The following is a 20,524-nucleotide window of genomic DNA, read 5'->3' on the forward strand; positions in this document are numbered from 1 at the left end:
ACTCTCCTTCGCAGTGGATTGGCTGTTAGGGTTGCGACTGCGCGGTGTGGCGAAAGTGCGATCGAACTTTCACCGGTGGCGATGGCTCGCAGGTAAACCAGGCCTGCGCTGCTAGGCTCAATCCGACACTTCACTCAAGGAGAGCGCTCATGTCCGATCACCACACCTACAAGAAGATCGAACTGGTCGGGTCGTCGCCCACCAGCATCGAAGACGCGATCAACAATGCCATTGCCGAAGCCGGCAAGAGCATCAAGCATCTGGAATGGTTCGAGGTAGTGGATACCCGTGGGCACATTCGCGATGGCAAGGCCGCGCATTTTCAGGTGACCCTGAAAGTCGGTTTCCGCATCGCCAATAGCTGAAATAGTGCCGGGCTAGCGTGTCCCGGCGCGATGGGGTAATACAGATACAGGGCGCCCAGCCGGCGCCCTTTTCGACTTTGATCTGAACAAGGAAAGCGATCGATGAAGAAACTGCTATTAGCGATGGGTTTGCTGGCGGTGGCAGGTGGCGCGATGGCGGCGGGTAAGCCGTGCGAGGAGCTCAAGGCTGAGATTGCGGCGAAGCTGGATGCCAAAGGGGTTACTGGCTACACGCTGGAGATCGTCAACAAGGGTGAGCCGGCGGGCAAGGTGGTTGGGAGCTGTGAAGGTGGGACCAAGGAAATTGTCTACCGCCGGGGTTGAGGCCATCGCGGGGCAAGCCCGCTCCCACGGCAAATTGAGCTGCGCCCCAAATGTTGGACACCCATCCATCATCCGGGGCGCAGCTCAAATCACTGGCGTGGGAGCGGGCTTGCTCCGCGATGAGTCTCACTCAGTCTTCAAGGCCTGAGCCAGCAGCTCATAAGACCTGACTCGGTCGGCATGTTCATACAGATCACAGGTAAAGATCAGCTCATCCGCCCCGGTCTGCTCCAGCAGCACCTCGACTTGGGCCCGCACCTTCTGCGGGCTACCAATCATCGCCAGCCCCAGGAAGCTCATGACCGACTCGCGCTCATGCGGCAGCCACAACCCATTCATGCTCTCGACCGGTGGCCGCTGCATCAGGCTCTGGCCCCGCATCAGGGCAAGAATGCGCTGATACACCGAGGTGGCGAGGTATTGAGCGTGTTCGTCGGTCTCGGCCACCACCATCGGCACGCCGAGCATCACGTAGGGCTTGTCGAGCACCGTCGAGGGCTTGAAGTGATCGCGGTAAATCCGAATCGCCTCGTGCATCAGGCGTGGCGCGAAATGTGAGGCGAACGCGTAGGGTAAACCACGCATCCCCGCCAATTGTGCGCTGAACAGGCTGGAGCCCAAAAGCCAGATCGGCACTTCGGTGTCATGCCCTGGCACGGCGATTACACGCTGGTCCGGCGTGCGTGGACCCAAATAGCGCACCAGCTCCTCGACATCATCCGGGAAGTCATCAGCGCTGCCTGAGCGCTCACGGCGCAGCGCGCGGGCTGTCATCTGGTCGGAACCGGGGGCGCGGCCCAGGCCCAGATCGATGCGGCCCGGATACAGGCTGGCCAGGGTGCCGAACTGTTCAGCGATGACCAGCGGCGCATGGTTGGGCAGCATCACCCCGCCTGCGCCCAGACGAATGGTCGAAGTGCCGCCGGCCAAATAACCGATCAGCACCGACGTTGCAGAGCTGGCGATACCGTCCATGTTGTGGTGTTCGGCCACCCAGAAGCGGTTGTAGCCGAAACGCTCGACGTTGCGCGCCAGATCCAGCGAGTTGCGCAGCGACTGGGCGGGGCCGGCATCAGCGCGCACCGGTACCAGGTCGAGGGTGGATATCTTCAGGTCACGCAGGTGCGTCATTGGAGCCTCCGCAGAAGTGGTTGGCCAAGGGCCTTTTAGACTCTGTATGGGCAGATTCGACGGATTCAATCCAAGGCCTGCGATTGTTCTGAACTTGCCGTAGGCACAGTCCTCTCAACCTTAGGCACACGAACCCATGCCCAGGAGGCAACAATGAAAAAGACAGCATCGGCGGTTTGGCAAGGTGGTCTCAAGGATGGCAAGGGCCTGCTGTCTACCGAGAGCGGCGCCCTCAAGCAGAATCCGTATGGCTTCAATACCCGCTTCGAAGGGACCCCAGGCACTAATCCGGAAGAGCTGATTGGCGCGGCCCATGCCGGCTGCTTTTCGATGGCGCTGTCGATGATGCTCGGTGAGGCGGGGCTGACCCCGGAGCGGATCGATACCATCGCTGAGGTGACCTTGGACAAGCAGCCCGACGGCTTCGCCATCTCGGCGGTGCACCTGATTCTCAAGGCGAAGGTGCCCGGCGCCAACGACGCGCAATTCCAGGAAATTGCCAACAAGGCCAAGGCCGGTTGCCCGGTATCCAAGGTACTCAACGCGCAGATCAGCCTGGACGCCACCTTGGTGCCGTAGGCGGCGCAACGGCGGACGTTTGCTGTAGTCTAAAGGGCGTTGGCAGTTTGCCTGCCCTTTCAGGAGCCGTTCCATGATCCGCGTTGCAATCGCCGTGCTGGCTTCCCTGCTCGCAACGTCCGCGTTGGCGGCGGTCAAGCCGTGTGAGGAACTCAAGGCTGAGATCGAAGCGAAGATTCAAGCGCGAGGGGTAGCCTCATACACGCTGGAGATCGTCCCTAATAGCGAGGTCAAGGATCAGAACATGGTCGTTGGCAGCTGTGATGCTGGAACCAAGAAGATCATTTACCAGAAGAATGATCAGTAGTGTCTGAGCCAAGGGCCGCTTGGCGGCCCTTGGCGAGTAGGCTTGTCGCTCCAGCGGGCTGCCTGAACAGCGCTAGGGAATGCAGAAGATGTCGCTAGGCTCATCGACCAACACCTTGCGGCTGTTGTCGTACAGGTACACCTGCGGCTGCATCGCTGGCGCCCGGGCTTCCAGGCGATAACGCTGGCCAGCCTCGAAATTATCGAAGCGCACGGTCAGGTAGCAGGTGCGTTCGGTGGGGTCGGTGGTAAACAGCCCGCTGGTCACTTCGTAGTCAAAGCGCACGACCAACTCGTGTTTGCCAGGGGTGACCTGGAAGTAGCGCCCATCGTTGAGTCGCTTGCCATCCAGGCGATCGGCCATGATCACTCGACCTGGCGTGATGGTGTACAGGTCGATCCAAGCTTGCTTGGGGTCGGCGGGGGGCAAGGGGCTGGCGCAAGCCCCCAGTGCACTGAGGGCGATCAGCATCATGGGCTGGCGCATGGTGAAACTCCCACTTGCACGTTCACAAGGCACAAGCATAGCGCCAATCAGCACGTTCAGGTGCGTTGGCAGCCTGCCGGTTCGCCCTGCCCCACCAGTTTTTGCTGCTGGTCATACAGCTTGATCCACGGGCGGAAGCCAATGCTGCCCGCTTGCAGGCGATAGCGCTGGCCAGCGTTGAACTCCTTGAAGCTGACATTGAGCTGGCAATCGCGCCACAGCGGCTCGGCGACGGGGCCGATATTGCTCGGGGCGACAGGAAACTGGTAGCGCACGGTCAGCTCATGGTTGCCGGGGGCGACTTCGAAATAGCGGTTATCGGCCCAGTCGCGCTCATCCACCTGCACGGCGTGCAATGAGGTGTCATCGTGCGGGGCCAGGTCGATCCAGGCCTGGTTCGGGTCGGGATCTGGCAGGGTGGAGCAACCTGACAACAGCAGCAATGTGCCGATGGCTAACTGTGAACGCATGGCGATACTCCCCCTTGGCGAGATAATCTTTGACTGGCACCGGCCTTGAGCGAGATAGACAGCTGCAATGTTTCGAATTTTTCTTTTCCAGCGCTCAGGCCCTGGGGCACTCGACCGCGTTTTAACCGCTTTTGTTCCCGTACTTGCCGCGCTTCTGCTCAGCGGTTGCAGCAGTGTCAGCTATTACAGCCAGCTGGCCGAGGGCCAATGGCAGTTGTTGCGCGCCCGTCAACCGGTGGAGCGCTTGCTTGCGGATCCGGCGACTGAGCCGACGCTGCGCCAGCGCCTGTTGCACGCCGAGCAGGCGCGGGTATTTGCCAGTGAACAGTTGAAACTGCCCGATAACCGCAGTTACCGGGTCTACGCCGATCTGGGTCGGCCCTACGTGGTGTGGAACGTGTTCGCCGCGCCGGAGCTATCGCTGCAACCGGTCACTCATTGCTTCCCCATCGCCGGTTGCGTGGCTTATCGCGGCTACTACCGCCAAGGTGCCGCACGCGGCGCGGCGGCGCTGATGCGCCAGCAAGGCATGGATGTCTACGTGGGCGGGGTGGAGGCCTACTCGACGTTGGGCTGGTTCGACGACCCGTTGCTGTCGTCGATGGTCGGCTGGGGTGATGAGCGCCTGGCCTCGCTGATCTTCCATGAACTGGCACACCAGCGCTTCTATGTGCAGGACGACACTGAATTCAACGAGTCATTCGCCACCTTTGTCGAGCAGCAGGGAACGCGGCAATGGCGCGCCAGCCGTGGGCTTCCAGCGGTTGCAGAGGGCGCTGGGCGCCAGCGGGAGCAGTTCATCGGGCTGGTGCTCGCCAGCCGTGAGCGCTTGCAGGAGATTTATGCCGGGCCGTTGAACGATGCAGGCAAACGGGCGGCGAAGCAGGCTGAATTCGAGCGCCTGCGCCGCGAGTATCGGCAGTTGCGCGATGGCGCTTGGGCAGGGGATGGGCGTTATGACGCGTGGATGTATGCGCCGATGAACAATGCCAAGTTGCTGCCGTTTGGGCTGTATGACCAGTGGGTGCCAGCGTTTGCGGCGTTGTTTGCCGAGGTGGGTGGGGATTGGGCGCGGTTTTATCAGCGTGTTGAGCAGTTGGGGCGGATGCCGGTGGATCAGCGCAAGGCAGCGCTGGCGGCGCTCATCGCGGGGCAAGCCCGCTCCCACGCCATAGCTCCCATGCCATAGATGCGTTCGAAGGCCTGCGTGGGAGCGGGCTTGCCCCGCGATGAGGGCGGACGGTTCAGCCGTTGATGAAGGCCTGATGCAACTCAGCCAGCGTCTCAAAGTGGAACGCCGGCTGCTCAGCCACCAACTCTTCGCGACTACCAAACCCATACCCTACCGCCACCGCCTGCACGCCATTGCTGCGGGCGCCGATCAGGTCGTGCTTGCGATCGCCGATCATCAGTGTCTGCGCCGGGTCCAGACCTTCCTGCTCCAGCAGGTGGCCAATCAATTCGACCTTGTTGGTGCGGGTGCCATCCAGCTCGCTGCCGTAGATCACCTTGAAGTGATGGGCGAAGTCGAAATGCCGGGCGATCTCGCGGGCAAATTCCCATGGCTTGGAGGTCGCGACATACAAGGTCCGGCCCTGGCCGTTGAGCGTTTGGAGCAAATCCGGCACGCCGTCGAACACCAGGTTTTCGTACAGGCCGGTGACCTTGAAGCGTTCCCGGTAGAAATTCACCGCCTCCCAGGCCTTGGCTTCATCGAAGCAATAGAACTGCATGAACGCCTGCAACAGCGGCGGGCCGATGAAGTGTTCCAGGCGGGTCAGGTCGGGTTCGTCGATGCCCAGCTTGGCTAGCGCGTACTGGATCGAGCGGGTGATGCCCAGGCGTGGGTCGGTCAGGGTGCCGTCGAGGTCGAAGAGGATGTTCTGCTGGTGCATGCGGTGCGGTCCACTGGGGTTGTTCTTGAGGGCCTCAGCGCGGGGCAAGCCCGCTCCCACGATAGCCCATAAGGCTGCGGAGCTCTCGTGGGAGCGGGCTTGCCCCGCGATAGCGTCATTCGGGTTGGTCGTAGCCTTCGGCCAGATGCTGGTCCTTGAGCTTGACGTAATTGCTGGCACTGTACGGGAAAAACGCCCGCTCTTTGTCAGTCAGCGCCCGCGCCTGCTTCACCGGGCTACCCACGTACAAGTAACCACTCTCCAGGCGCTTGCCGGGCGGCACCAGGCTGCCGGCACCGATGATCACCTCATCCTCGACCACCGCGCCATCCATGATGGTGCTGCCCATGCCAACCAGAATCCGGCTACCCAGGGTACAGCCATGCAGCATGACCTTGTGACCGATGGTCACTTCGTCACCTATGATCAGTGGAAAGCCATCGGGGTTGAACGGCCCGGCATGGGTGATGTGCAGCACGCTGCCATCCTGCACGCTGGTGCGCGCGCCAATGCGGATGCGGTGCATGTCGCCGCGGATCACCGTCAGTGGCCAGACCGAGCTGTCTTCACCGATCTCCACATCCCCCAGCACCACCGCCGAACGGTCGACAAAAGCGCGTGGTCCAACTTTCGGAGTGTGTTGCTGGAAGTTTCGAATGGCCATGATAGCGCCTCTCTTGATTGCCAATAGGCGGGCTGCCTGCTGCGGACGGCGTCGATTGTAATTAAGATGGTCCCGTGTTTCTCCTGCCAAGGTATCTAAACCGTGAGTGCGAACAACCCACTTCTGCAGTCCTACGATCTGCCGCCCTTCTCGGCGATCCGTGCCGAACATGTGCTGCCGGCGATCGAACAGATCCTGGCCGACAACCGCAAAGCCATCGCCCAGATCCTCGCCGAGCAAGGCAAAGCCCCGACCTGGGCGGGCCTGGTGCTGGCGATGGACGAACTCAACGACCGCCTCGGCGCTGCCTGGAGCCCGGTCAGCCACCTCAATGCGGTGTGCAACAGCCAAGAGCTGCGCGAGGCTTATGAGTCGTGCCTGCCAGCGTTGAGCGCCTATTCCACCGAACTTGGCCAGAACCGCGCGCTGTTCGAAGCCTACCAGGCGTTGGCCAACAGCGCGGAAGCGGCAGGTTTCGACGTGGCGCAAAAAACCATTCTCGAACACGCCCTGCGCGACTTCCGCCTGTCGGGTATCGACCTGCCGGCAGACCAGCAGCAGCGCTATGCCCAAGTGCAGAGCAAGCTCAGCGAACTGGGTAGCCGTTTCTCCAACCAATTGCTCGATGCCACCCAGGCCTGGACCAAGCACGTTACCGATGAAACCGCCCTGGCCGGCCTGACGGATTCGGCCAAGGCACAGATGGCCGCCGCTGCCCAGGCCAAGGGCCTCGACGGCTGGCTGATTACCCTCGAATTCCCCAGCTACTACGCGGTAATGACCTACGCCAGCGACCGCGCCCTGCGCGAAGAGCTGTACGCCGCCTACTGCACCCGCGCTTCGGATCAAGGCCCGAACGCTGGCCAGTTCGACAACGGCCCGGTGATGGGCGAGATCCTCGACCTGCGCCAAGAGCTGGCCCAACTGCTGGGTTACGCCAATTACGCCGAGTTGAGCCTGGCGACCAAGATGGCCGAATCCAGCGACCAGGTACTGAGTTTCCTGCGTGACCTGGCCAAGCGCAGCAAGCCATTTGCCGCCCAGGACCTGGCCCAGCTCAAGGCCTACGCTGCCGAGCAGGGTTGCCCGGAGCTGGCCAGCTGGGATGCTGGCTACTTCGGCGAGAAGCTGCGTGAGCAGCGCTACAGCGTCTCGCAGGAAACCCTGCGCGCCTACTTCCCGATCGACAAGGTGCTGTCTGGCCTGTTCGCCATCGTCCAGCGCCTGTACGGCATCGAAATCGCTGAACTCAAGGGCTTCGATGCTTGGCACCCGGACGTGCGCCTGTTTGAGATCAAAGAAAACGGCCAGCATGTCGGACGCTTCTTCTTCGACCTGTATGCCCGCGCCAACAAGCGTGGCGGCGCCTGGATGGACGGCGCCCGCGACCGTCGTCGTACCGAGGCGGGCAGTCTGCAGAGCCCAGTGGCCAACCTGGTGTGCAACTTCACCCCGGCCGCCCCTGGCAAGCCTGCGCTGCTGACCCACGATGAAGTCACCACCCTGTTCCACGAGTTCGGCCACGGCCTGCACCACCTGCTGACCCGCATCGAGCACGCGGGAGTGTCGGGTATCAATGGTGTGGCCTGGGACGCGGTCGAGCTGCCGAGCCAGTTCATGGAAAACTGGTGCTGGGAGCCGCAAGGCCTGGCGCTGATTTCCGGCCATTACGAGAGCGGCGAGCCACTGCCTCAGGACCTGTTGGACAAAATGCTGGCGGCGAAGAACTTCCAGTCCGGCATGATGATGGTGCGCCAGCTGGAGTTCTCGCTGTTCGACTTCGAGCTGCACGCCAGCCATGGCGATGGCCGCAGCGTGCTGCAAGTGCTCGAAGGCGTGCGAGACGAGGTGTCGGTCATGCGTCCGCCGGCTTACAACCGCTTCCCCAACAGCTTCGCGCACATCTTTGCCGGTGGTTACGCGGCGGGCTACTACAGCTACAAGTGGGCCGAAGTGCTGTCGGCCGATGCCTTCTCGCGCTTCGAGGAAGAAGGCGTGCTTAACGCCGAGACCGGCCGCGCCTTCCGTGAGGCAATCCTGGCCCGTGGCGGTTCGCGTGAGCCCATGGTGCTGTTCGTCGACTTCCGCGGCCGTGAGCCTTCCATCGATGCCTTGCTGCGCCATTGTGGCCTGAGCGAGGACGCGGCGGCATGAGTGAGGTGTCTGTGATCAAGACCAAGAAGCGCTTCATCGCCGGGGCGGTCTGCCCGGCGTGCAGCGAGCCAGACCGGTTGATGATGTGGAACGAGGATGGCGTGCCGCACCGCGAGTGCGTCGCCTGTGGCTTTACCGACACCCTCAATGAGCAGGGTTTGTCGGTGCCCAAAGAACTGGGCACCCGGGTCAATCAGCAGGCGGTCAAAGCCGAGCCGGTCAAGGTGCAGACTGTGCAGTTCTTCCCCAATCCGAAGCTGAAGAAGCCTGCGGAGTAAATTCACCCACCGCTCAGGCCTCTGCCTGGGCGGTGCGGTGTTAGCTATTTAGCACCTGTATTGCCGGTGGGTGGCCCACATTCGGACCTTTCTCCAAAGGTCCGAGGATGCCCCATGCCTAACCCAAACCCCTTGCTGCGTGGCGATCGGTTGATCGCCTACGACCAGGTCACCCTGGAACACCTGAAGTCAGCAGTGGAGCATGCGCTGGCGAGTACCGAAGAAGCGGTGCTTGAGCAGATCATCGAGCGCCAGCAACAGCTGCCGACCTGGGATGACTTGGTGCTGGCTGTGGATCAATTGGAAGCGCGCCTGCAGGGCGCGGTTTATAGCGTTATGCCCCTGCACACCCGCGGCCCTGATTGGGCTGACCTGGTGCTAGAGCTATTGGGCAAAGTGGACAGTTGGTTCAAGCAAAAGGACAGAAGCCTGCGTTTGTACCGGCTGTATCAGCGCTTGGCTGAGAGCGAAATTGGCCGTGGTCTCTCTGCGGACAAGCAGCTGACCATGCAGAAGCGTTTGCGCGAATTTCGTCTGGCGGGCGTGCTGCTGGATGAGTCGGCGCGGCAACGATTGGGTGAGCTAGACACGACGATTGCCCGCCTACAGCGTGAATTTGGCGACAATCTGGATCGCTCGGTGAGCGATCGAAAAATACATGTCCAAGATCAGCAGCGTCTGCGCGGCCTGCCTGCGCGCAACCTTGCAGAGCTGGCCGCTCATGCCCACGCCGCAGGCCTTCAAGGCTGGTTGGTGCCCTGTGAAGAACAGCCCTGCAAGGCGGTACTCAAGTACGCCCAGGATCGCTTGCTGCGCGAGCAAGTGTATCGGGCCTTTCACACCCGCGGCTCGCACGATGATCCCACGCTCGATAACGGCCCGTTGCTACAGGCGTTGGCCGAGGTCAGGCAGGAAAGAGCGGAGTTGCTTGGCTTTCCAGATGCCGTGGCGCTCAGCCTGGAGGAGAAGAACCTGGGGTCCTGGAGTGAAGTCCAAGGTTTTCTGCAGGACCTGCAAGCAAGGGTCACCCCCGGGATGCTGGGGCGCTGGCGCACATTGCTGGAACAGGCCAAGGAGCAAGGCCTTGATCAGCTCAAACCTTGGGATGTCGCCTACCTGCAGCACTCGCTGCAAGGCCGGCTAACGGCACTTGATGAAGAACAGGTACGCGCATTTTTCCCCTACGACAAGGTTATCGCGGCGCTTGTAGAGCTGACTCGGGAGCTGTTCGGTATCGCCTTGGTACCGGTGACCTCGGTGCAGGCTTGGCATCCTGAGGTGCTGACTTTCGAGCTGGTTGAACATCACGCAATCATCGGTCACCTCTACGTGGATGGCGTTGCCCGGGAGGGCAAGGAGCCTGGAAGTGTCTACACCAGCTATTCCTTCAATCGCCGGGTCGATGCCGAGGGTGTCTATCACGGGCCTGTGGCAATGGTCTTTAGTGATGTGCCCGAGGGCGTCGACGGCGCACCGCCCCTGCTGGACCACTTGGCATTGCGCAAACTGTTCCATGAGTTCGGCCATGCCCTGCAGCATCTTTTGCTGCGAACCCACAATCATTTGCTGTCCGATACCCGCCGGTTGGGCAGGGTTGGTAATGAGGTGTGCAGCAAGTTGTTCGAGCGTTGGGTCTGGTCGGCAGAGTTTCTGGCCAGCATTTCAGCGGATTACCGAACTGGGGGCAGGCTGCCCGTTTCGACACTGCAACCTGTGCTCAAGCGCTTGCAACGGGATGCTTTAGGTGAAGTTGCCATGGGGTTGGCGCTTTCCCTGTTGGACCTGGATCTGCATCGCAATGTGAAGGACGGTCGAGCCCTACAGGTGCGTGTAGAGGACAGCTACCGCGAGGTATTCGGCAGGCCACTGGCTGATTTCGAGCGGCCAGCCCAGGCGTTCGAGCATCTGGTGGGTGGCTACGATGCGAGCTATTTTTCCTATCTTTGGTCGGATGCCCACGCCGTCGATCTATTTACCCGCTTCGAGCAAGTGGGCTTGCGCGACGGGGCAACGGGGCATGCTTTGCGCGAGAAATTCATTGCGCATGGAGCATCGCGAACCCTGGCTGATAGCGTCGCAGACTTCCTGGATCGCCCATTGAACCTTGATGCCTACTTGCGCTGGAATAGGTTGGAGGCCGCGCCGGAATAATGCCCAACGGTGCTGGAGCAAATGCATGTGCTCGTATACTGTATATAAAAACAGTATCAGGGCACAGCCATGCACACTCCAGCACCGGTTCGAGGTCGTGGTACGACCCACAACCCCGACAACCGCTTTGCCGCTAACCGTTCGGTGGCCGAGGACGATGGCTGGTACCAGGAAGTCCCGCCTACCCAAGGCACAGAGGTGCGGATCGAGACGGCCAAGACCATCATCACCCGCAACACCTCGCCCGACCTGCCCTTTGATCGCTCGATCAACCCCTATCGCGGCTGCGAGCATGGCTGCATCTACTGTTATGCCCGCCCCAGCCACGCCTATTGGGATCTGTCCCCAGGCCTGGACTTTGAAACCAAGTTGATCGCCAAGACCAACGCTGCCGATGTGCTCGAGCAACAACTGAGCAAACCTGGCTACATCTGCGCGCCGATCAATCTGGGCTCCAATACCGATCCCTACCAGCCCATCGAGCGTGAACAGCAGCTCACCCGACGCCTGCTGCAAGTGCTGTTGCGCTATCGCCATCCGGTGACCATCGTCACCAAGGGCTCGTTGATCCTGCGCGATCTTGACGTGCTTGCTGAGCTGGCGAGACAGCGCCTGGCGCGGGTGATGATCAGCCTGACCACGCTGGACGATGAGCTCAAGCGTGTACTCGAGCCTCGGGCGGCTGCGCCAAAGGCGCGCTTGCGAGCAATTAAGGTGTTGAGCGAGGCAGGTGTGCCCGTGGGCGTACTGTGCTCGCCGATGATTCCGATGATCAATGACAGCGAGTTGGAGCATCTGCTGGAGGCTGCCAAGCAAGCTGGCGCGCAAAGCGCGGCCTACATGATGCTGCGTCTGCCGTTGGAGGTGGCGCCATTGTTCGAGCAGTGGCTACAGGATCACTACCCACAGCGGGCGGCGCATGTGCTGAGCTTGATTCGCCAAAGCCGAGGCGGCGAGTTGTATGACAGCCGTTTTGGTTCGCGGATGCGCGGTGAAGGCGTGTTTGCCGAGTTGCTGGCGCAGCGGTTTGCCCGGGCGATGCGCAGGTTGCAGTTCGAGGGGCGAGAGGCGCAGGTGTTGGACTGCTCGGCGTTTTGTCCACCGGGTGGGCAGATGGCGTTGTTCTAGTCAGTGAGCAGGCTGCTCTAAGGTCGATACGGGCCGCGTGGGAGCGGGCTTGCCCCGCGATGCACACAGTGGCCGACCCTCTCGCGGGGCAAGCCCGCTCCCACGTGATGAGGCCATATCGCCTTTTACATAGAACTAGTCCAACTAATACTTCACACTATTTTTACTAATGGGTCTTGGCGTTTGATGTTTTTTTGCTATTATCAAAGTCCCGCCTCATGAAGCTGGAACGCCCGTTCTAGAGCCTTCAAATTCAGTTTCAATTAAGTTTTCTCCCGTAGCGTATGAAATCAGTCCACACCGACTGTGATTAATGGCCCCTGCGTGTCATCTAATTCCACGCATAGCCATAATCTTTAACCGGTAAAATGGAACTTACCTACACACCGTCAAGAGGATGAATCATGCCCATCAAGGACCCATCCAAGGCCACTCCGGCTGATGCTCCCGCCGAGAGCGCCGATGCCGCCCTCAAGCATATCGTCGACGGCTTCCTGCGCTTCCACCATGACGTGTTTCCGGAGCAGCAGGAGCTGTTCAAGAAGCTCGCCACCGCGCAGAAGCCGCGCGCCATGTTCATCACTTGCGCCGATTCGCGCATCGTCCCTGAGCTGATCACCCAGAGCTCGCCTGGCGATCTGTTCGTGACTCGTAACGTCGGTAACGTTGTGCCGCCGTACGGCCAGATGAACGGCGGCGTGTCCACCGCCATCGAATACGCCGTATTGGCCTTGGGCGTGCACCACATCATCGTATGTGGCCACTCTGACTGCGGCGCCATGCGTGCGGTACTCAACCCCAATTCGTTGGAGAAGATGCCAACGGTCAAAGCCTGGCTGCGCCATGCTGAGGTCGCGCGCACGGTGGTCGAGGACAACTGCTCGTGTGGCAGTGAGCACGAGACCATGCAAGTGGTCACCAAAGAAAACGTCATCGCCCAGCTGCATCACTTGCGCACTCACCCCTCTGTGGCCTCGCGCCTGGCTGCCGGCCAGCTGTATATCCATGGTTGGATCTACGACATCGAGACCAGCAAGATTGAAGCCTATGATGCCGCCAGCGACCGCTTCCTGCCGTTGACCGCAGGCGAGCCGATCCCCAGCGCCACCCCGAGAGGCCGCTACTAAGCGACCCTGACACCTTAAGACCTTGATAGCCGGCTACACCCCTAGGGGTGTGGTACGGCCTTCGGCTGCCTTGAATTTCCCTGACTGCCTTGCCGGCATAGCTGCTGGCGGCCCGCGCCTGGGCGCGAGTCAGGGGTCCCACGTGCCCACGGCCAGCGGAATGGCCGTGTGATAGAGAAAGGAGAAGTAGGGTGAACAAGACACAGATCAAAGCGGCCCTGCCGCGTGAGTTGCTGGCGTCGGTAGTGGTCTTTCTGGTGGCCCTGCCCTTGTGCATGGGCATCGCGATTGCCTCGGGCATGCCGCCGGCCAAGGGCCTGATCACCGGCATCATCGGTGGCATCGTCGTGGGCTTTATCGCAGGCTCGCCGCTGCAAGTCAGCGGCCCTGCCGCAGGCTTGGCGGTACTGGTGTTCGAGCTGGTGCGCCAGCATGGCATGGCCATGCTCGGGCCGATCCTGCTGTTGGCCGGTCTGCTGCAACTGCTGGCCGGACGCTTTCGCCTAGGTTGCTGGTTCCGGGTCACCGCGCCTGCCGTGGTGTACGGCATGCTCGCCGGTATTGGCGTGCTGATCGTGCTGTCTCAGGTGCATGTGATGTTCGACACCGCACCGCAGCCTTCCGGGATGCAAAACCTGCTGGAATTCCCAGCAACGTTAATGGCGGCGATGCCGCTGGAAAACGCGGGCAGTGGCTGGCAGGCGGGGGCATTAGGGCTGGGCACCATCGCCATGATGTGGGCCTGGGAGCGCTGGCGTCCGCAGCGTCTGCGTTTTGTTCCCGGTGCGCTGTTGGGCGTGGCGACGATGACGATGATCAGCATGTGGTTGGCGCTGCCAGTCAATCGCGTGGTGGTGCCGGCGGATTTGTCCGAGGCGATCGACTGGCTACGGCCTGATGACTTGCTGAAACTGGCCGATCCGACCTTGCTGGTAGCCGCTTTTGCCCTGGCCTTCATCGCCAGTGCCGAAACCCTGCTGTCGGCGGCAGCGGTAGACCGCATGCACAGTGGCCAACGTTCGGACTTCGACAAGGAACTGTCGGCCCAGGGTATCGGCAACATGCTCTGCGGCATCCTTGGCGCACTACCGATGACGGGGGTGATCGTGCGCAGCTCGGCCAACGTCCAGGCCGGTGCACAGACCCGCGCCTCGGCGATCCTGCATGGCCTCTGGCTGCTGGCATTCGTGGTGGTGCTGAGCAGCGTGCTGCAACAGATTCCGGTGGCGAGCCTGGCCGGTGTGTTGGTTTACACCGGAGTCAAACTGGTCGATTTCAAGGCCTTCCGCGGACTTGGTCGATATGGGCGGATGCCGATGTTCACCTACGCGGCGACCGCGCTGGCGATTATCTTCACTGACCTGCTGACCGGGGTGCTGTTGGGCTTTGCCCTGACCCTGTTGAAGCTGGCGTTCAAAGCTGCACGGCTGAAGATCAATCTGGTCACGCTCGACAAGCCTGGGCATATGGAGCTGCGTTTGAGCGGTGCGGCCACTTTCCTCAAGGTGCCGGCGTTGACCCAGGTACTCGAAGCGGTACCGGCCGGGACGACCTTGCATGTGCCGTTGGGTAATCTCAGCTATATCGACCACTCGTGCCTGGAATTGCTCGAGGACTGGGGACGCAGTAATGCCGCCAAGGGGTCGAGGTTGAAGATCGAGCAGCGGCGGTTGAAGCGCAGGATCGAGGGCAGGATTCGGACTACGGCTGGCGTGGGGGTTTAAAACCCGGAAAACGCCATCGCGGGGCAAGCCCGCTCCCACGCAGCCTGCGTAATGCCTGGCGTGGGAGCGGGCTTGCCCCGCGATGGCGTTAGATCAAAACACTTCAGGCCGGCTGGCCTAGCTCGACTCCGAGTTGGCGCGACAGGCACGGCCAACGCTTCCACGCAGCGCCCGTCTCAGGGCTGCTCAGCTTGGCCCGATAGGCTTCCACCGATTCCAGCGCAAAGCTCTCATCATTCAACATCTCATCCACCGAATGATGCACCACCTCATCCAGCTGATTGGCAAACGTCTCGCCGATCAGTTGATGGGCAATCAGGTTGGCCACGGTGGTATCCACCGGAATCAACGGCTGCTGGAAGTGGCGGATGTACAGGTCATTGACCTCCTCTACCAAACGATGAGCCAAGTACGCCTCATCCAGCAGGCAATCCAGGCCAACATGCCCGGCCATCACGCTCGGCGGCTGCAGGAAGTAGGCCTCGGCGATCTTCAACACCGGTTTGATCTGCGATTCGATTCCGGCCTCACGCGCCACCTCATGGGCAGCCTCCAGCAATTCCGGAACCTCGTCGATGTAGGCGCCGACGAAGCGCGCCATGGTGCCCTGGGCATCCTGCTCGGGGAGTTGGATCGAAGGATGCAGGTGAGGCAGCTGCGCCTCGAGTCGTTGTTTCAGTTGGCCGGTCAGGCTCTCATGTTGATGGGCTTGTTTGATCTGCTCGCGTACAGCAGCGATGTTCATGACAACTCCAGGGACAAGGGATGACAAACGGAAGACATATTTTACGGAAGACTCTAAGTTAGCTCGGTATACGGAATGCCTAAGACGCATTTGTTATAAAACAGGCAAACGTGTGCGCGCTGCGATATATCACGGTGCCACTATTGTGCCAGAGCCCAGCATTCATGCGGCTTTCAAGTGTTTTTGTGGATTCGTGACGATCATTTCATAGGCTGCATTGCGCGCCATTGGTCGCTGTCTATACTCGGGTTGAACGTGATTCGTTGATGAGGCCCGCCTGCAGTTTGCAGAGGAGCTCGGTCGTCGAAGTAGGCTGTCTTGACTGCCGCCCCCCCTTGCCCAAGGTCTACGCCTCCGGGACTACAAGAACGATAAGGGGAACCCGCAATGATGCGACATCCACATGTCTGGATGGGCCTTCTGTTGTGGTCGGTTTTCGGTCAGGCGCACGGCGCATGGACCGTCAACATGGCGCCGGGGGCTACGGAAGTCTCCCACGCTGTGTTCGACCTACACATGACCATCTTCTGGATCTGCGTGGTCATCGGCATCGTGGTATTCGGCGCGATGTTCTGGTCGATGGTCATCCACCGCCGCTCCACCGGCCAGCAGCCGGCGCATTTCCACGAACATACCTGGGTGGAAATTCTCTGGACCGTGGTCCCCTTCCTGATTCTGGTGGTGATGGCCATCCCGGCCACCAAGACCCTGATCGACATCTATGACGCCAGCGAGTCGGACATCGACATCCAGGTCACCGGCTACCAGTGGAAATGGCACTACAAGTACCTGGGCCAGGACGTCGAGTTCTTCAGCAACCTGGCCACCCCCGCCGAGCAAATCCAGAACAAGGCCCCCAAGGACGAGCATTACCTGCTCGAAGTCGATCAGCCGCTGGTACTGCCGGTGGGCGCCAAAGTGCGCTTCCTGGTCACTGCCGCCGATGTCATCCACTCCTGGTGGGTGCCGGCTTTCGCGGTCAAGCGTGACGCCATCCCTGGTTTCGTCAACGAGGCCTGGACCCGAATCGAGAAGCCCGGCATCTACCGCGGCCAGTGCACCGAGTTGTGCGGCAAAGACCACGGGTTCATGCCGGTGGTGGTCGAGGTCAAGTCCAAGGCCGACTACGACACCTGGCTTGGCGAGCGCAAGGCAGAAGCGGCCAAGCTCAAGGAGCTGACCAGCAAGGAATGGACCCTTGAAGAGCTGGTCGAGCGTGGCGACAAGGTCTACCACACCACTTGCGTGGCCTGTCACCAGGCCGAGGGCCAGGGCTTGCCGCCGATGTTCCCGGCGCTCAAGGGCTCGAAGATCGCCACCGGGCCGAAGGATGAGCACCTGGGGATTGTCTTCCACGGCAAACCGGGCACCGCCATGGCGGCTTTCGGCAAGCAGCTTTCGGAGGTCGATATCGCCGCCGTGGTGACCTACGAGCGCAACGCCTGGGGCAACAACAAGGGCGACATGGTCACGCCGAAGGATGTACTGGCGCTCAAGCAGGCAGAAGGCCAATGAACCGCTATCCCCGCCGCAGCCAGTGGATTGCAGGAGACAGGACATGAGTGCAGTGATCGACGACCACGCCCACGGCCATGAGCACGCCCACGGTCCGGCCAAGGGCCTGATGCGCTGGGTGCTGACCACCAACCACAAGGACATCGGCACGATGTACCTGTGGTTCAGCTTCATCATGTTCCTGCTGGGCGGCTCGTTCGCCATGGTGATCCGCGCCGAGCTGTTCCAGCCGGGCTTGCAGATCGTGGAGCCGGCGTTCTTCAACCAGATGACCACCATGCATGGCCTGATCATGGTGTTCGGTGCGGTGATGCCGGCCTTCGTCGGTTTGGCCAACTGGATGATCCCACTGATGATCGGCGCGCCCGACATGGCCCTGCCGCGGATGAACAACTTCAGCTTCTGGCTGTTGCCAGCGGCCTTCCTGCTGCTGGTCTCGACCCTGTTCAGCCCCGGCGGTGGGCCGAACTTCGGCTGGACGTTCTACGCGCCGTTGTCCACCACTTACGCGCCAGCCAGTGTGACCTTCTTCATCTTCGCCATTCACCTGATGGGGGTCAGTTCGATCATGGGCGCGATCAACGTGATCGCCACCATCCTCAACCTGCGCGCGCCCGGCATGACCTTGATGAAAATGCCGCTGTTCGTCTGGACCTGGCTGATCACCGCGTTCCTGCTGATCGCGGTAATGCCGGTGCTGGCGGGCGTGGTGACCATGATGCTGATGGACATCCACTTCGGCACCAGCTTCTTCAGCGCCGCCGGCGGTGGTGATCCGGTGTTGTTCCAGCATGTGTTCTGGTTCTTCGGCCATCCCGAGGTGTACATCATGATCCTGCCGGCATTCGGCGCGGTCAGCTCGATCATCCCGGCGTTCTCGCGCAAGCCGCTGTTCGGCTACACCTCGATGGTCTATGCCACTGGGGCGATCGCCTTCCTGTCGTTCATCGTCTGGGCCCACCACATGTTCGTGGTCGGCATCCCGGTAGTCGGTGAGCTGTTCTTCATGTACGCCACCATGCTCATCGCAGTGCCCACCGGGGTGAAGGTGTTCAACTGGGTCAGCACCATGTGGGAGGGCGCGCTGACCTTCGAGACGCCGATGCTGTTTGCCATCGCCTTCGTCATTCTGTTCACCATTGGTGGCTTCTCCGGGCTGATGCTGGCGATTGCCCCGGCGGACTTCCAGTACCACGACACCTACTTCGTGGTCGCGCATTTCCATTATGTGCTGGTGCCGGGGGCGATCTTTGGCATCTTCGCCTCGGCCTACTACTGGCTACCGAAATGGACCGGCCACATGTACGACGAAACCCTCGGCAAGCTGCATTTCTGGCTGTCGTTCGTCGGTATGAACCTGGCCTTCTTCCCCATGCACTTCGTTGGCCTGGCCGGCATGCCGCGGCGGATTCCCGACTACAACCTGCAATTTGCCGACTTCAACATGGTCTCGTCGGTTGGCGCATTCATGTTTGGCGCCACGCAGATCTTCTTCCTGTTCATCGTTATCAAGTGCATTCGTGGCGGCGCCCCGGCACCGGCCAAGCCCTGGGACGGTGCCGAGGGGCTGGAGTGGTCGGTGCCTTCGCCGGCGCCGTACCACACCTTCCAGACCCCACCGCAAGTGAAGTAGGAGCGCCTCGATGACCAGCCTGCCGCTCAAACGCCTGGTGCGACGCCTGCTGCTGCTGACGGTGGTGATGTTCGCCTTCGGCTTTGCCCTGGTGCCGATCTATGACGTGATGTGCAAGGCGTTCGGCATCAATGGCAAGACTGGCGGGCAGTACGCGGGCAGCCAGGTCAGCGATCCCTCGCGCACGGTACGCGTGCAGTTCATGTCGACCAACGCCAGCGACATGGTCTGGGATTTCTACTCCACCGCGGACCAGATCGAGGTCAACCCGGGGGCGGTGAACCAGATGGTCTTCGTTGCCCACAACCCGACCGACAAACCCATGAGCGCCCAGGCCATCCCCAGCATCACCCCGGCCGAGGCGGCAGCGTATTTCCACAAGACCGAGTGCTTCTGCTTTACCCAGCAGGTGCTGCAGCCCGGTGAACGCATCGAGATGCCGGTGCGCTTCATTGTTGACCGCGACCTGCCGGGCAACGTGAAGCACCTGACACTGGCCTACACCTTGTTCGACATCACCGCTCGTCACCCGCCGGTTGCGCATGTCGCCGCCGAGGACGTCCAGCGCGCCCGCTGAGGGAAGGAGAACAGCAATGGCAAGTCATGATCACTACTACGTCCCGGCGCAGAGCAAATGGCCGATCATCGCCACGGTCGGCATGTTCATCACCGTGTTCGGCCTGGGTACCTGGTTCAATGATATGAAGGCTGGCCACCCGGATTCCCTCGGGCCGCTGATCTTCTTCGTTGGTGCCTTGTGCCTGGCTTACATGCTGTTCGGTTGGTTTGGCGCGGTGATCAAGGAGAGCAAGGCGGGGTTGTACAGCCCGCAGATGGACCGTTCGTTCCGTTGGGGCATGAGCTGGTTCATCTTCAGCGAGGTGATGTTCTTCCTGGCCTTCTTTGGCGCGCTGTTCTACGTGCGGGTGCTGGCCGGGCCATGGCTGGGCGGCGAGGGTGACAAGGGCGTGGCGCACATGCTCTGGCCGAGCTTCGAGTTTGCCTGGCCGCTGCTACACACGCCGGACCCGAAACTATTCCCGCCGCCCAAGGACATCATCGACCCGTGGCACTTGCCGCTGATCAACACCATCTTGCTGGTCAGCTCCAGTGTGACCATCACCATCGCCCACCATGCGCTGCGCAAGGATCACCGTGGCCCGCTGAAACTGTGGCTGGGGCTGACCATTGTCTTGGGGCTGTCGTTTTTGGCGTTGCAGGCCTATGAGTATTACGAGGCCTATACCCATCTGGGCCTGACCCTGGGGTCGGGGATCTACGGGGCGACGTTCTTCATGCTTACCGGTTTCCACGGCGCGCATGTGACCTTGGGTACGTTGATCTTGATCGTGATGTTCTGTCGGGTGTTGCGTGGGCATTTCAATGCCGACAAGCATTTTGGTTTTGAGGCGGCCAGTTGGTATTGGCACTTCGTCGATGTGGTTTGGGTGGGGCTGTTTATCTTCGTGTACGTCCTGTAGCAGATGACGGCGACGTGGGAGCGGGCTTGCCCCGCGATTGCGCAGGTGAATTGAGCATGGCATCGCGGGGCAAGCCCGCTCCCACGATTGTGCAATCGCTATCTAAAAGGGCGCATGAGACACCAGCTGGCCGCTCATCAAGCCCCAGGTGACCAGCGCAAGCGTCAGGGCCGCCAGGGTGACCCGCACCGTCAGCGCCTTGAGCAAGCGGGTCGAGTTCTCATCGTCCTTGACCAGAAATACCAGGCCACTGAACAGGCTGGCGATGGTGGCCAACAGCAACAGGACAATCGCAGCCTTGAGCATGGCGGCACTCCGGGGGGATGCAGTGATGACTTTGAGTATAGCGCTCGACCTGACGAGGCCC

22 protein-coding genes are annotated in these 20,524 nt (G+C 61.1%); 15 read left to right on the forward strand and 7 right to left on the reverse strand.

The genetic code is table 11. The features are described from left to right. Positions 1-149 precede the first annotated feature (149 nt). A complete protein-coding gene (locus HU737_RS23015) occupies positions 150-365 on the forward strand; it encodes a dodecin (RefSeq protein ID WP_186553164.1) in 216 nt (71 codons plus the stop codon). Positions 366-467: 102 nt separating this feature from the next. Then, on the forward strand, positions 468-689 hold the full coding sequence (locus tag HU737_RS23020; protein ID WP_186553165.1) for a DUF1161 domain-containing protein: 222 nt from the start codon (positions 468-470) through the stop codon (positions 687-689). A gap of 126 nt (positions 690-815) precedes the next feature. Here the strand turns inward: HU737_RS23020 and HU737_RS23025 are convergent, their stop codons facing one another. Then, positions 816-1,820: an LLM class flavin-dependent oxidoreductase gene (locus HU737_RS23025; RefSeq protein ID WP_186553166.1), complete on the reverse strand. Its 1,005-nt coding sequence runs from the start codon at positions 1,818-1,820 to the stop codon at positions 816-818. 153 nt (positions 1,821-1,973) lie between these two features. On the opposite strand from HU737_RS23025, the gene HU737_RS23030 reads away from it, so the two are divergent. Both HU737_RS23030 and HU737_RS23035 read left to right on the forward strand, forming a co-directional pair. Next, positions 1,974-2,399, forward strand: a complete 426-nt coding sequence (locus HU737_RS23030) for an OsmC family protein (protein WP_186553167.1) — start codon at positions 1,974-1,976, stop codon at positions 2,397-2,399. Positions 2,400-2,472: 73 nt separating this feature from the next. Further along, positions 2,473-2,706: a DUF1161 domain-containing protein gene (locus HU737_RS23035; RefSeq protein WP_186553168.1), complete on the forward strand. Its 234-nt coding sequence runs from the start codon at positions 2,473-2,475 to the stop codon at positions 2,704-2,706. Positions 2,707-2,778: 72 nt separating this feature from the next. Here the strand turns inward: HU737_RS23035 and HU737_RS23040 are convergent, their stop codons facing one another. Both HU737_RS23040 and HU737_RS23045 read right to left on the reverse strand, forming a co-directional pair. After that, positions 2,779-3,192: a PA0061/PA0062 family lipoprotein gene (locus tag HU737_RS23040; protein WP_186553169.1), complete on the reverse strand. Its 414-nt coding sequence runs from the start codon at positions 3,190-3,192 to the stop codon at positions 2,779-2,781. Positions 3,193-3,248: 56 nt separating this feature from the next. Then, positions 3,249-3,662: a PA0061/PA0062 family lipoprotein gene (locus HU737_RS23045; protein ID WP_186553170.1), complete on the reverse strand. Its 414-nt coding sequence runs from the start codon at positions 3,660-3,662 to the stop codon at positions 3,249-3,251. Positions 3,663-3,729: 67 nt separating this feature from the next. Here HU737_RS23045 and HU737_RS23050 point away from each other — a divergent pair, with 67 nt between their 5' ends. Beyond that, a complete protein-coding gene (locus HU737_RS23050) occupies positions 3,730-4,851 on the forward strand; it encodes an aminopeptidase (RefSeq protein ID WP_186553171.1) in 1,122 nt (373 codons plus the stop codon). Between the two features lie 55 nt (positions 4,852-4,906). Here HU737_RS23050 and HU737_RS23055 read toward each other — a convergent pair whose 3' ends face one another. After that, positions 4,907-5,557, reverse strand: a complete 651-nt coding sequence (locus HU737_RS23055) for an HAD family hydrolase (protein ID WP_186553241.1) — start codon at positions 5,555-5,557, stop codon at positions 4,907-4,909. A gap of 115 nt (positions 5,558-5,672) precedes the next feature. Continuing rightward, the gene (locus HU737_RS23060; protein ID WP_186553172.1) at positions 5,673-6,221 is read right to left on the reverse strand and encodes a gamma carbonic anhydrase family protein; all 549 of its coding nucleotides are present in this window, start codon (positions 6,219-6,221) and stop codon (positions 5,673-5,675) included. 102 nt (positions 6,222-6,323) lie between these two features. On the opposite strand from HU737_RS23060, the gene prlC reads away from it, so the two are divergent. From prlC to HU737_RS23090, 6 genes are all read left to right on the forward strand, one after another. Then, on the forward strand, positions 6,324-8,375 hold the full coding sequence (gene prlC, locus HU737_RS23065) for an oligopeptidase A (RefSeq protein ID WP_186553173.1): 2,052 nt from the start codon (positions 6,324-6,326) through the stop codon (positions 8,373-8,375). Next, entirely contained in the window at positions 8,372-8,653 is a 282-nt protein-coding gene (locus HU737_RS23070) for a YheV family putative zinc ribbon protein (protein ID WP_189661663.1), read from the forward strand. Before prlC ends, HU737_RS23070 begins: the two co-directional genes overlap by 4 nt. Before the next feature lie 114 nt (positions 8,654-8,767). Continuing rightward, positions 8,768-10,804 (forward strand): M3 family metallopeptidase, encoded by a 2,037-nt coding sequence (locus HU737_RS23075; RefSeq protein ID WP_186553174.1) that lies wholly within the window; start codon positions 8,768-8,770, stop codon positions 10,802-10,804. Positions 10,805-10,873: 69 nt separating this feature from the next. After that, on the forward strand, positions 10,874-11,932 hold the full coding sequence (locus tag HU737_RS23080; RefSeq protein WP_186553175.1) for a PA0069 family radical SAM protein: 1,059 nt from the start codon (positions 10,874-10,876) through the stop codon (positions 11,930-11,932). A 404-nt stretch (positions 11,933-12,336) separates the two neighbouring features. Beyond that, entirely contained in the window at positions 12,337-13,059 is a 723-nt protein-coding gene (locus tag HU737_RS23085; RefSeq protein ID WP_186553176.1) for a carbonic anhydrase, read from the forward strand. 191 nt (positions 13,060-13,250) lie between these two features. After that, positions 13,251-14,783, forward strand: coding sequence for a SulP family inorganic anion transporter (locus HU737_RS23090; RefSeq protein WP_186553177.1), 1,533 nt, complete (start codon positions 13,251-13,253; stop codon positions 14,781-14,783). Positions 14,784-14,886: 103 nt separating this feature from the next. Here HU737_RS23090 and HU737_RS23095 read toward each other — a convergent pair whose 3' ends face one another. Continuing rightward, positions 14,887-15,528 (reverse strand): hypothetical protein, encoded by a 642-nt coding sequence (locus HU737_RS23095; RefSeq protein WP_186553178.1) that lies wholly within the window; start codon positions 15,526-15,528, stop codon positions 14,887-14,889. Positions 15,529-15,915: 387 nt separating this feature from the next. On the opposite strand from HU737_RS23095, the gene coxB reads away from it, so the two are divergent. Genes coxB through HU737_RS23115 form a run of 4 tightly spaced genes read left to right on the forward strand, consistent with a single transcriptional unit; the run spans position 15,916 to position 20,157 of the window. Next, complete coding sequence (coxB, locus tag HU737_RS23100; RefSeq protein WP_186553179.1) at positions 15,916-17,043, forward strand: cytochrome c oxidase subunit II; 1,128 nt, start codon at positions 15,916-15,918, stop codon at positions 17,041-17,043. A 43-nt stretch (positions 17,044-17,086) separates the two neighbouring features. Next, entirely contained in the window at positions 17,087-18,676 is a 1,590-nt protein-coding gene (ctaD, locus tag HU737_RS23105) for a cytochrome c oxidase subunit I (protein ID WP_186553180.1), read from the forward strand. A 10-nt stretch (positions 18,677-18,686) separates the two neighbouring features. Further along, a complete protein-coding gene (locus HU737_RS23110) occupies positions 18,687-19,253 on the forward strand; it encodes a cytochrome c oxidase assembly protein (protein ID WP_186553181.1) in 567 nt (188 codons plus the stop codon). A 16-nt stretch (positions 19,254-19,269) separates the two neighbouring features. After that, positions 19,270-20,157, forward strand: coding sequence for a cytochrome c oxidase subunit 3 (locus HU737_RS23115; RefSeq protein ID WP_186553182.1), 888 nt, complete (start codon positions 19,270-19,272; stop codon positions 20,155-20,157). 102 nt (positions 20,158-20,259) lie between these two features. Here the strand turns inward: HU737_RS23115 and HU737_RS23120 are convergent, their stop codons facing one another. Continuing rightward, a complete protein-coding gene (locus HU737_RS23120) occupies positions 20,260-20,463 on the reverse strand; it encodes a twin transmembrane helix small protein (protein WP_186553183.1) in 204 nt (67 codons plus the stop codon). Positions 20,464-20,524 lie beyond the last annotated feature (61 nt).

This window comes from Pseudomonas urmiensis (assembly GCF_014268815.2).
In the GTDB taxonomy this organism is placed as follows: domain Bacteria; phylum Pseudomonadota; class Gammaproteobacteria; order Pseudomonadales; family Pseudomonadaceae; genus Aquipseudomonas; species Aquipseudomonas urmiensis.

What these genes read in the sequence shown, in the direction of transcription:
- HU737_RS23055 (WP_186553241.1), bottom strand. Translation starts at nt 5,557, where the DNA reads ATGCACCAGCAGAACATCCTCTTCGACCTCGACGGCACCCTGACCGAC.
- HU737_RS23015 (WP_186553164.1), top strand. Translation starts at nt 150, where the DNA reads ATGTCCGATCACCACACCTACAAGAAGATCGAACTGGTCGGGTCGTCG.
- HU737_RS23120 (WP_186553183.1), bottom strand. Translation starts at nt 20,463, where the DNA reads ATGCTCAAGGCTGCGATTGTCCTGTTGCTGTTGGCCACCATCGCCAGC.
- HU737_RS23040 (WP_186553169.1), bottom strand. Translation starts at nt 3,192, where the DNA reads ATGCGCCAGCCCATGATGCTGATCGCCCTCAGTGCACTGGGGGCTTGC.
- HU737_RS23050 (WP_186553171.1), top strand. Translation starts at nt 3,730, where the DNA reads ATGTTTCGAATTTTTCTTTTCCAGCGCTCAGGCCCTGGGGCACTCGAC.
- HU737_RS23115 (WP_186553182.1), top strand. Translation starts at nt 19,270, where the DNA reads ATGGCAAGTCATGATCACTACTACGTCCCGGCGCAGAGCAAATGGCCG.
- HU737_RS23075 (WP_186553174.1), top strand. Translation starts at nt 8,768, where the DNA reads ATGCCTAACCCAAACCCCTTGCTGCGTGGCGATCGGTTGATCGCCTAC.
- HU737_RS23020 (WP_186553165.1), top strand. Translation starts at nt 468, where the DNA reads ATGAAGAAACTGCTATTAGCGATGGGTTTGCTGGCGGTGGCAGGTGGC.
- HU737_RS23035 (WP_186553168.1), top strand. Translation starts at nt 2,473, where the DNA reads ATGATCCGCGTTGCAATCGCCGTGCTGGCTTCCCTGCTCGCAACGTCC.
- coxB (WP_186553179.1), top strand. Translation starts at nt 15,916, where the DNA reads ATGATGCGACATCCACATGTCTGGATGGGCCTTCTGTTGTGGTCGGTT.
- ctaD (WP_186553180.1), top strand. Translation starts at nt 17,087, where the DNA reads ATGAGTGCAGTGATCGACGACCACGCCCACGGCCATGAGCACGCCCAC.
- HU737_RS23095 (WP_186553178.1), bottom strand. Translation starts at nt 15,528, where the DNA reads ATGAACATCGCTGCTGTACGCGAGCAGATCAAACAAGCCCATCAACAT.
- HU737_RS23045 (WP_186553170.1), bottom strand. Translation starts at nt 3,662, where the DNA reads ATGCGTTCACAGTTAGCCATCGGCACATTGCTGCTGTTGTCAGGTTGC.
- HU737_RS23110 (WP_186553181.1), top strand. Translation starts at nt 18,687, where the DNA reads ATGACCAGCCTGCCGCTCAAACGCCTGGTGCGACGCCTGCTGCTGCTG.
- HU737_RS23080 (WP_186553175.1), top strand. Translation starts at nt 10,874, where the DNA reads ATGCACACTCCAGCACCGGTTCGAGGTCGTGGTACGACCCACAACCCC.
- HU737_RS23060 (WP_186553172.1), bottom strand. Translation starts at nt 6,221, where the DNA reads ATGGCCATTCGAAACTTCCAGCAACACACTCCGAAAGTTGGACCACGC.
- HU737_RS23070 (WP_189661663.1), top strand. Translation starts at nt 8,372, where the DNA reads ATGAGTGAGGTGTCTGTGATCAAGACCAAGAAGCGCTTCATCGCCGGG.
- HU737_RS23085 (WP_186553176.1), top strand. Translation starts at nt 12,337, where the DNA reads ATGCCCATCAAGGACCCATCCAAGGCCACTCCGGCTGATGCTCCCGCC.
- HU737_RS23025 (WP_186553166.1), bottom strand. Translation starts at nt 1,820, where the DNA reads ATGACGCACCTGCGTGACCTGAAGATATCCACCCTCGACCTGGTACCG.
- HU737_RS23030 (WP_186553167.1), top strand. Translation starts at nt 1,974, where the DNA reads ATGAAAAAGACAGCATCGGCGGTTTGGCAAGGTGGTCTCAAGGATGGC.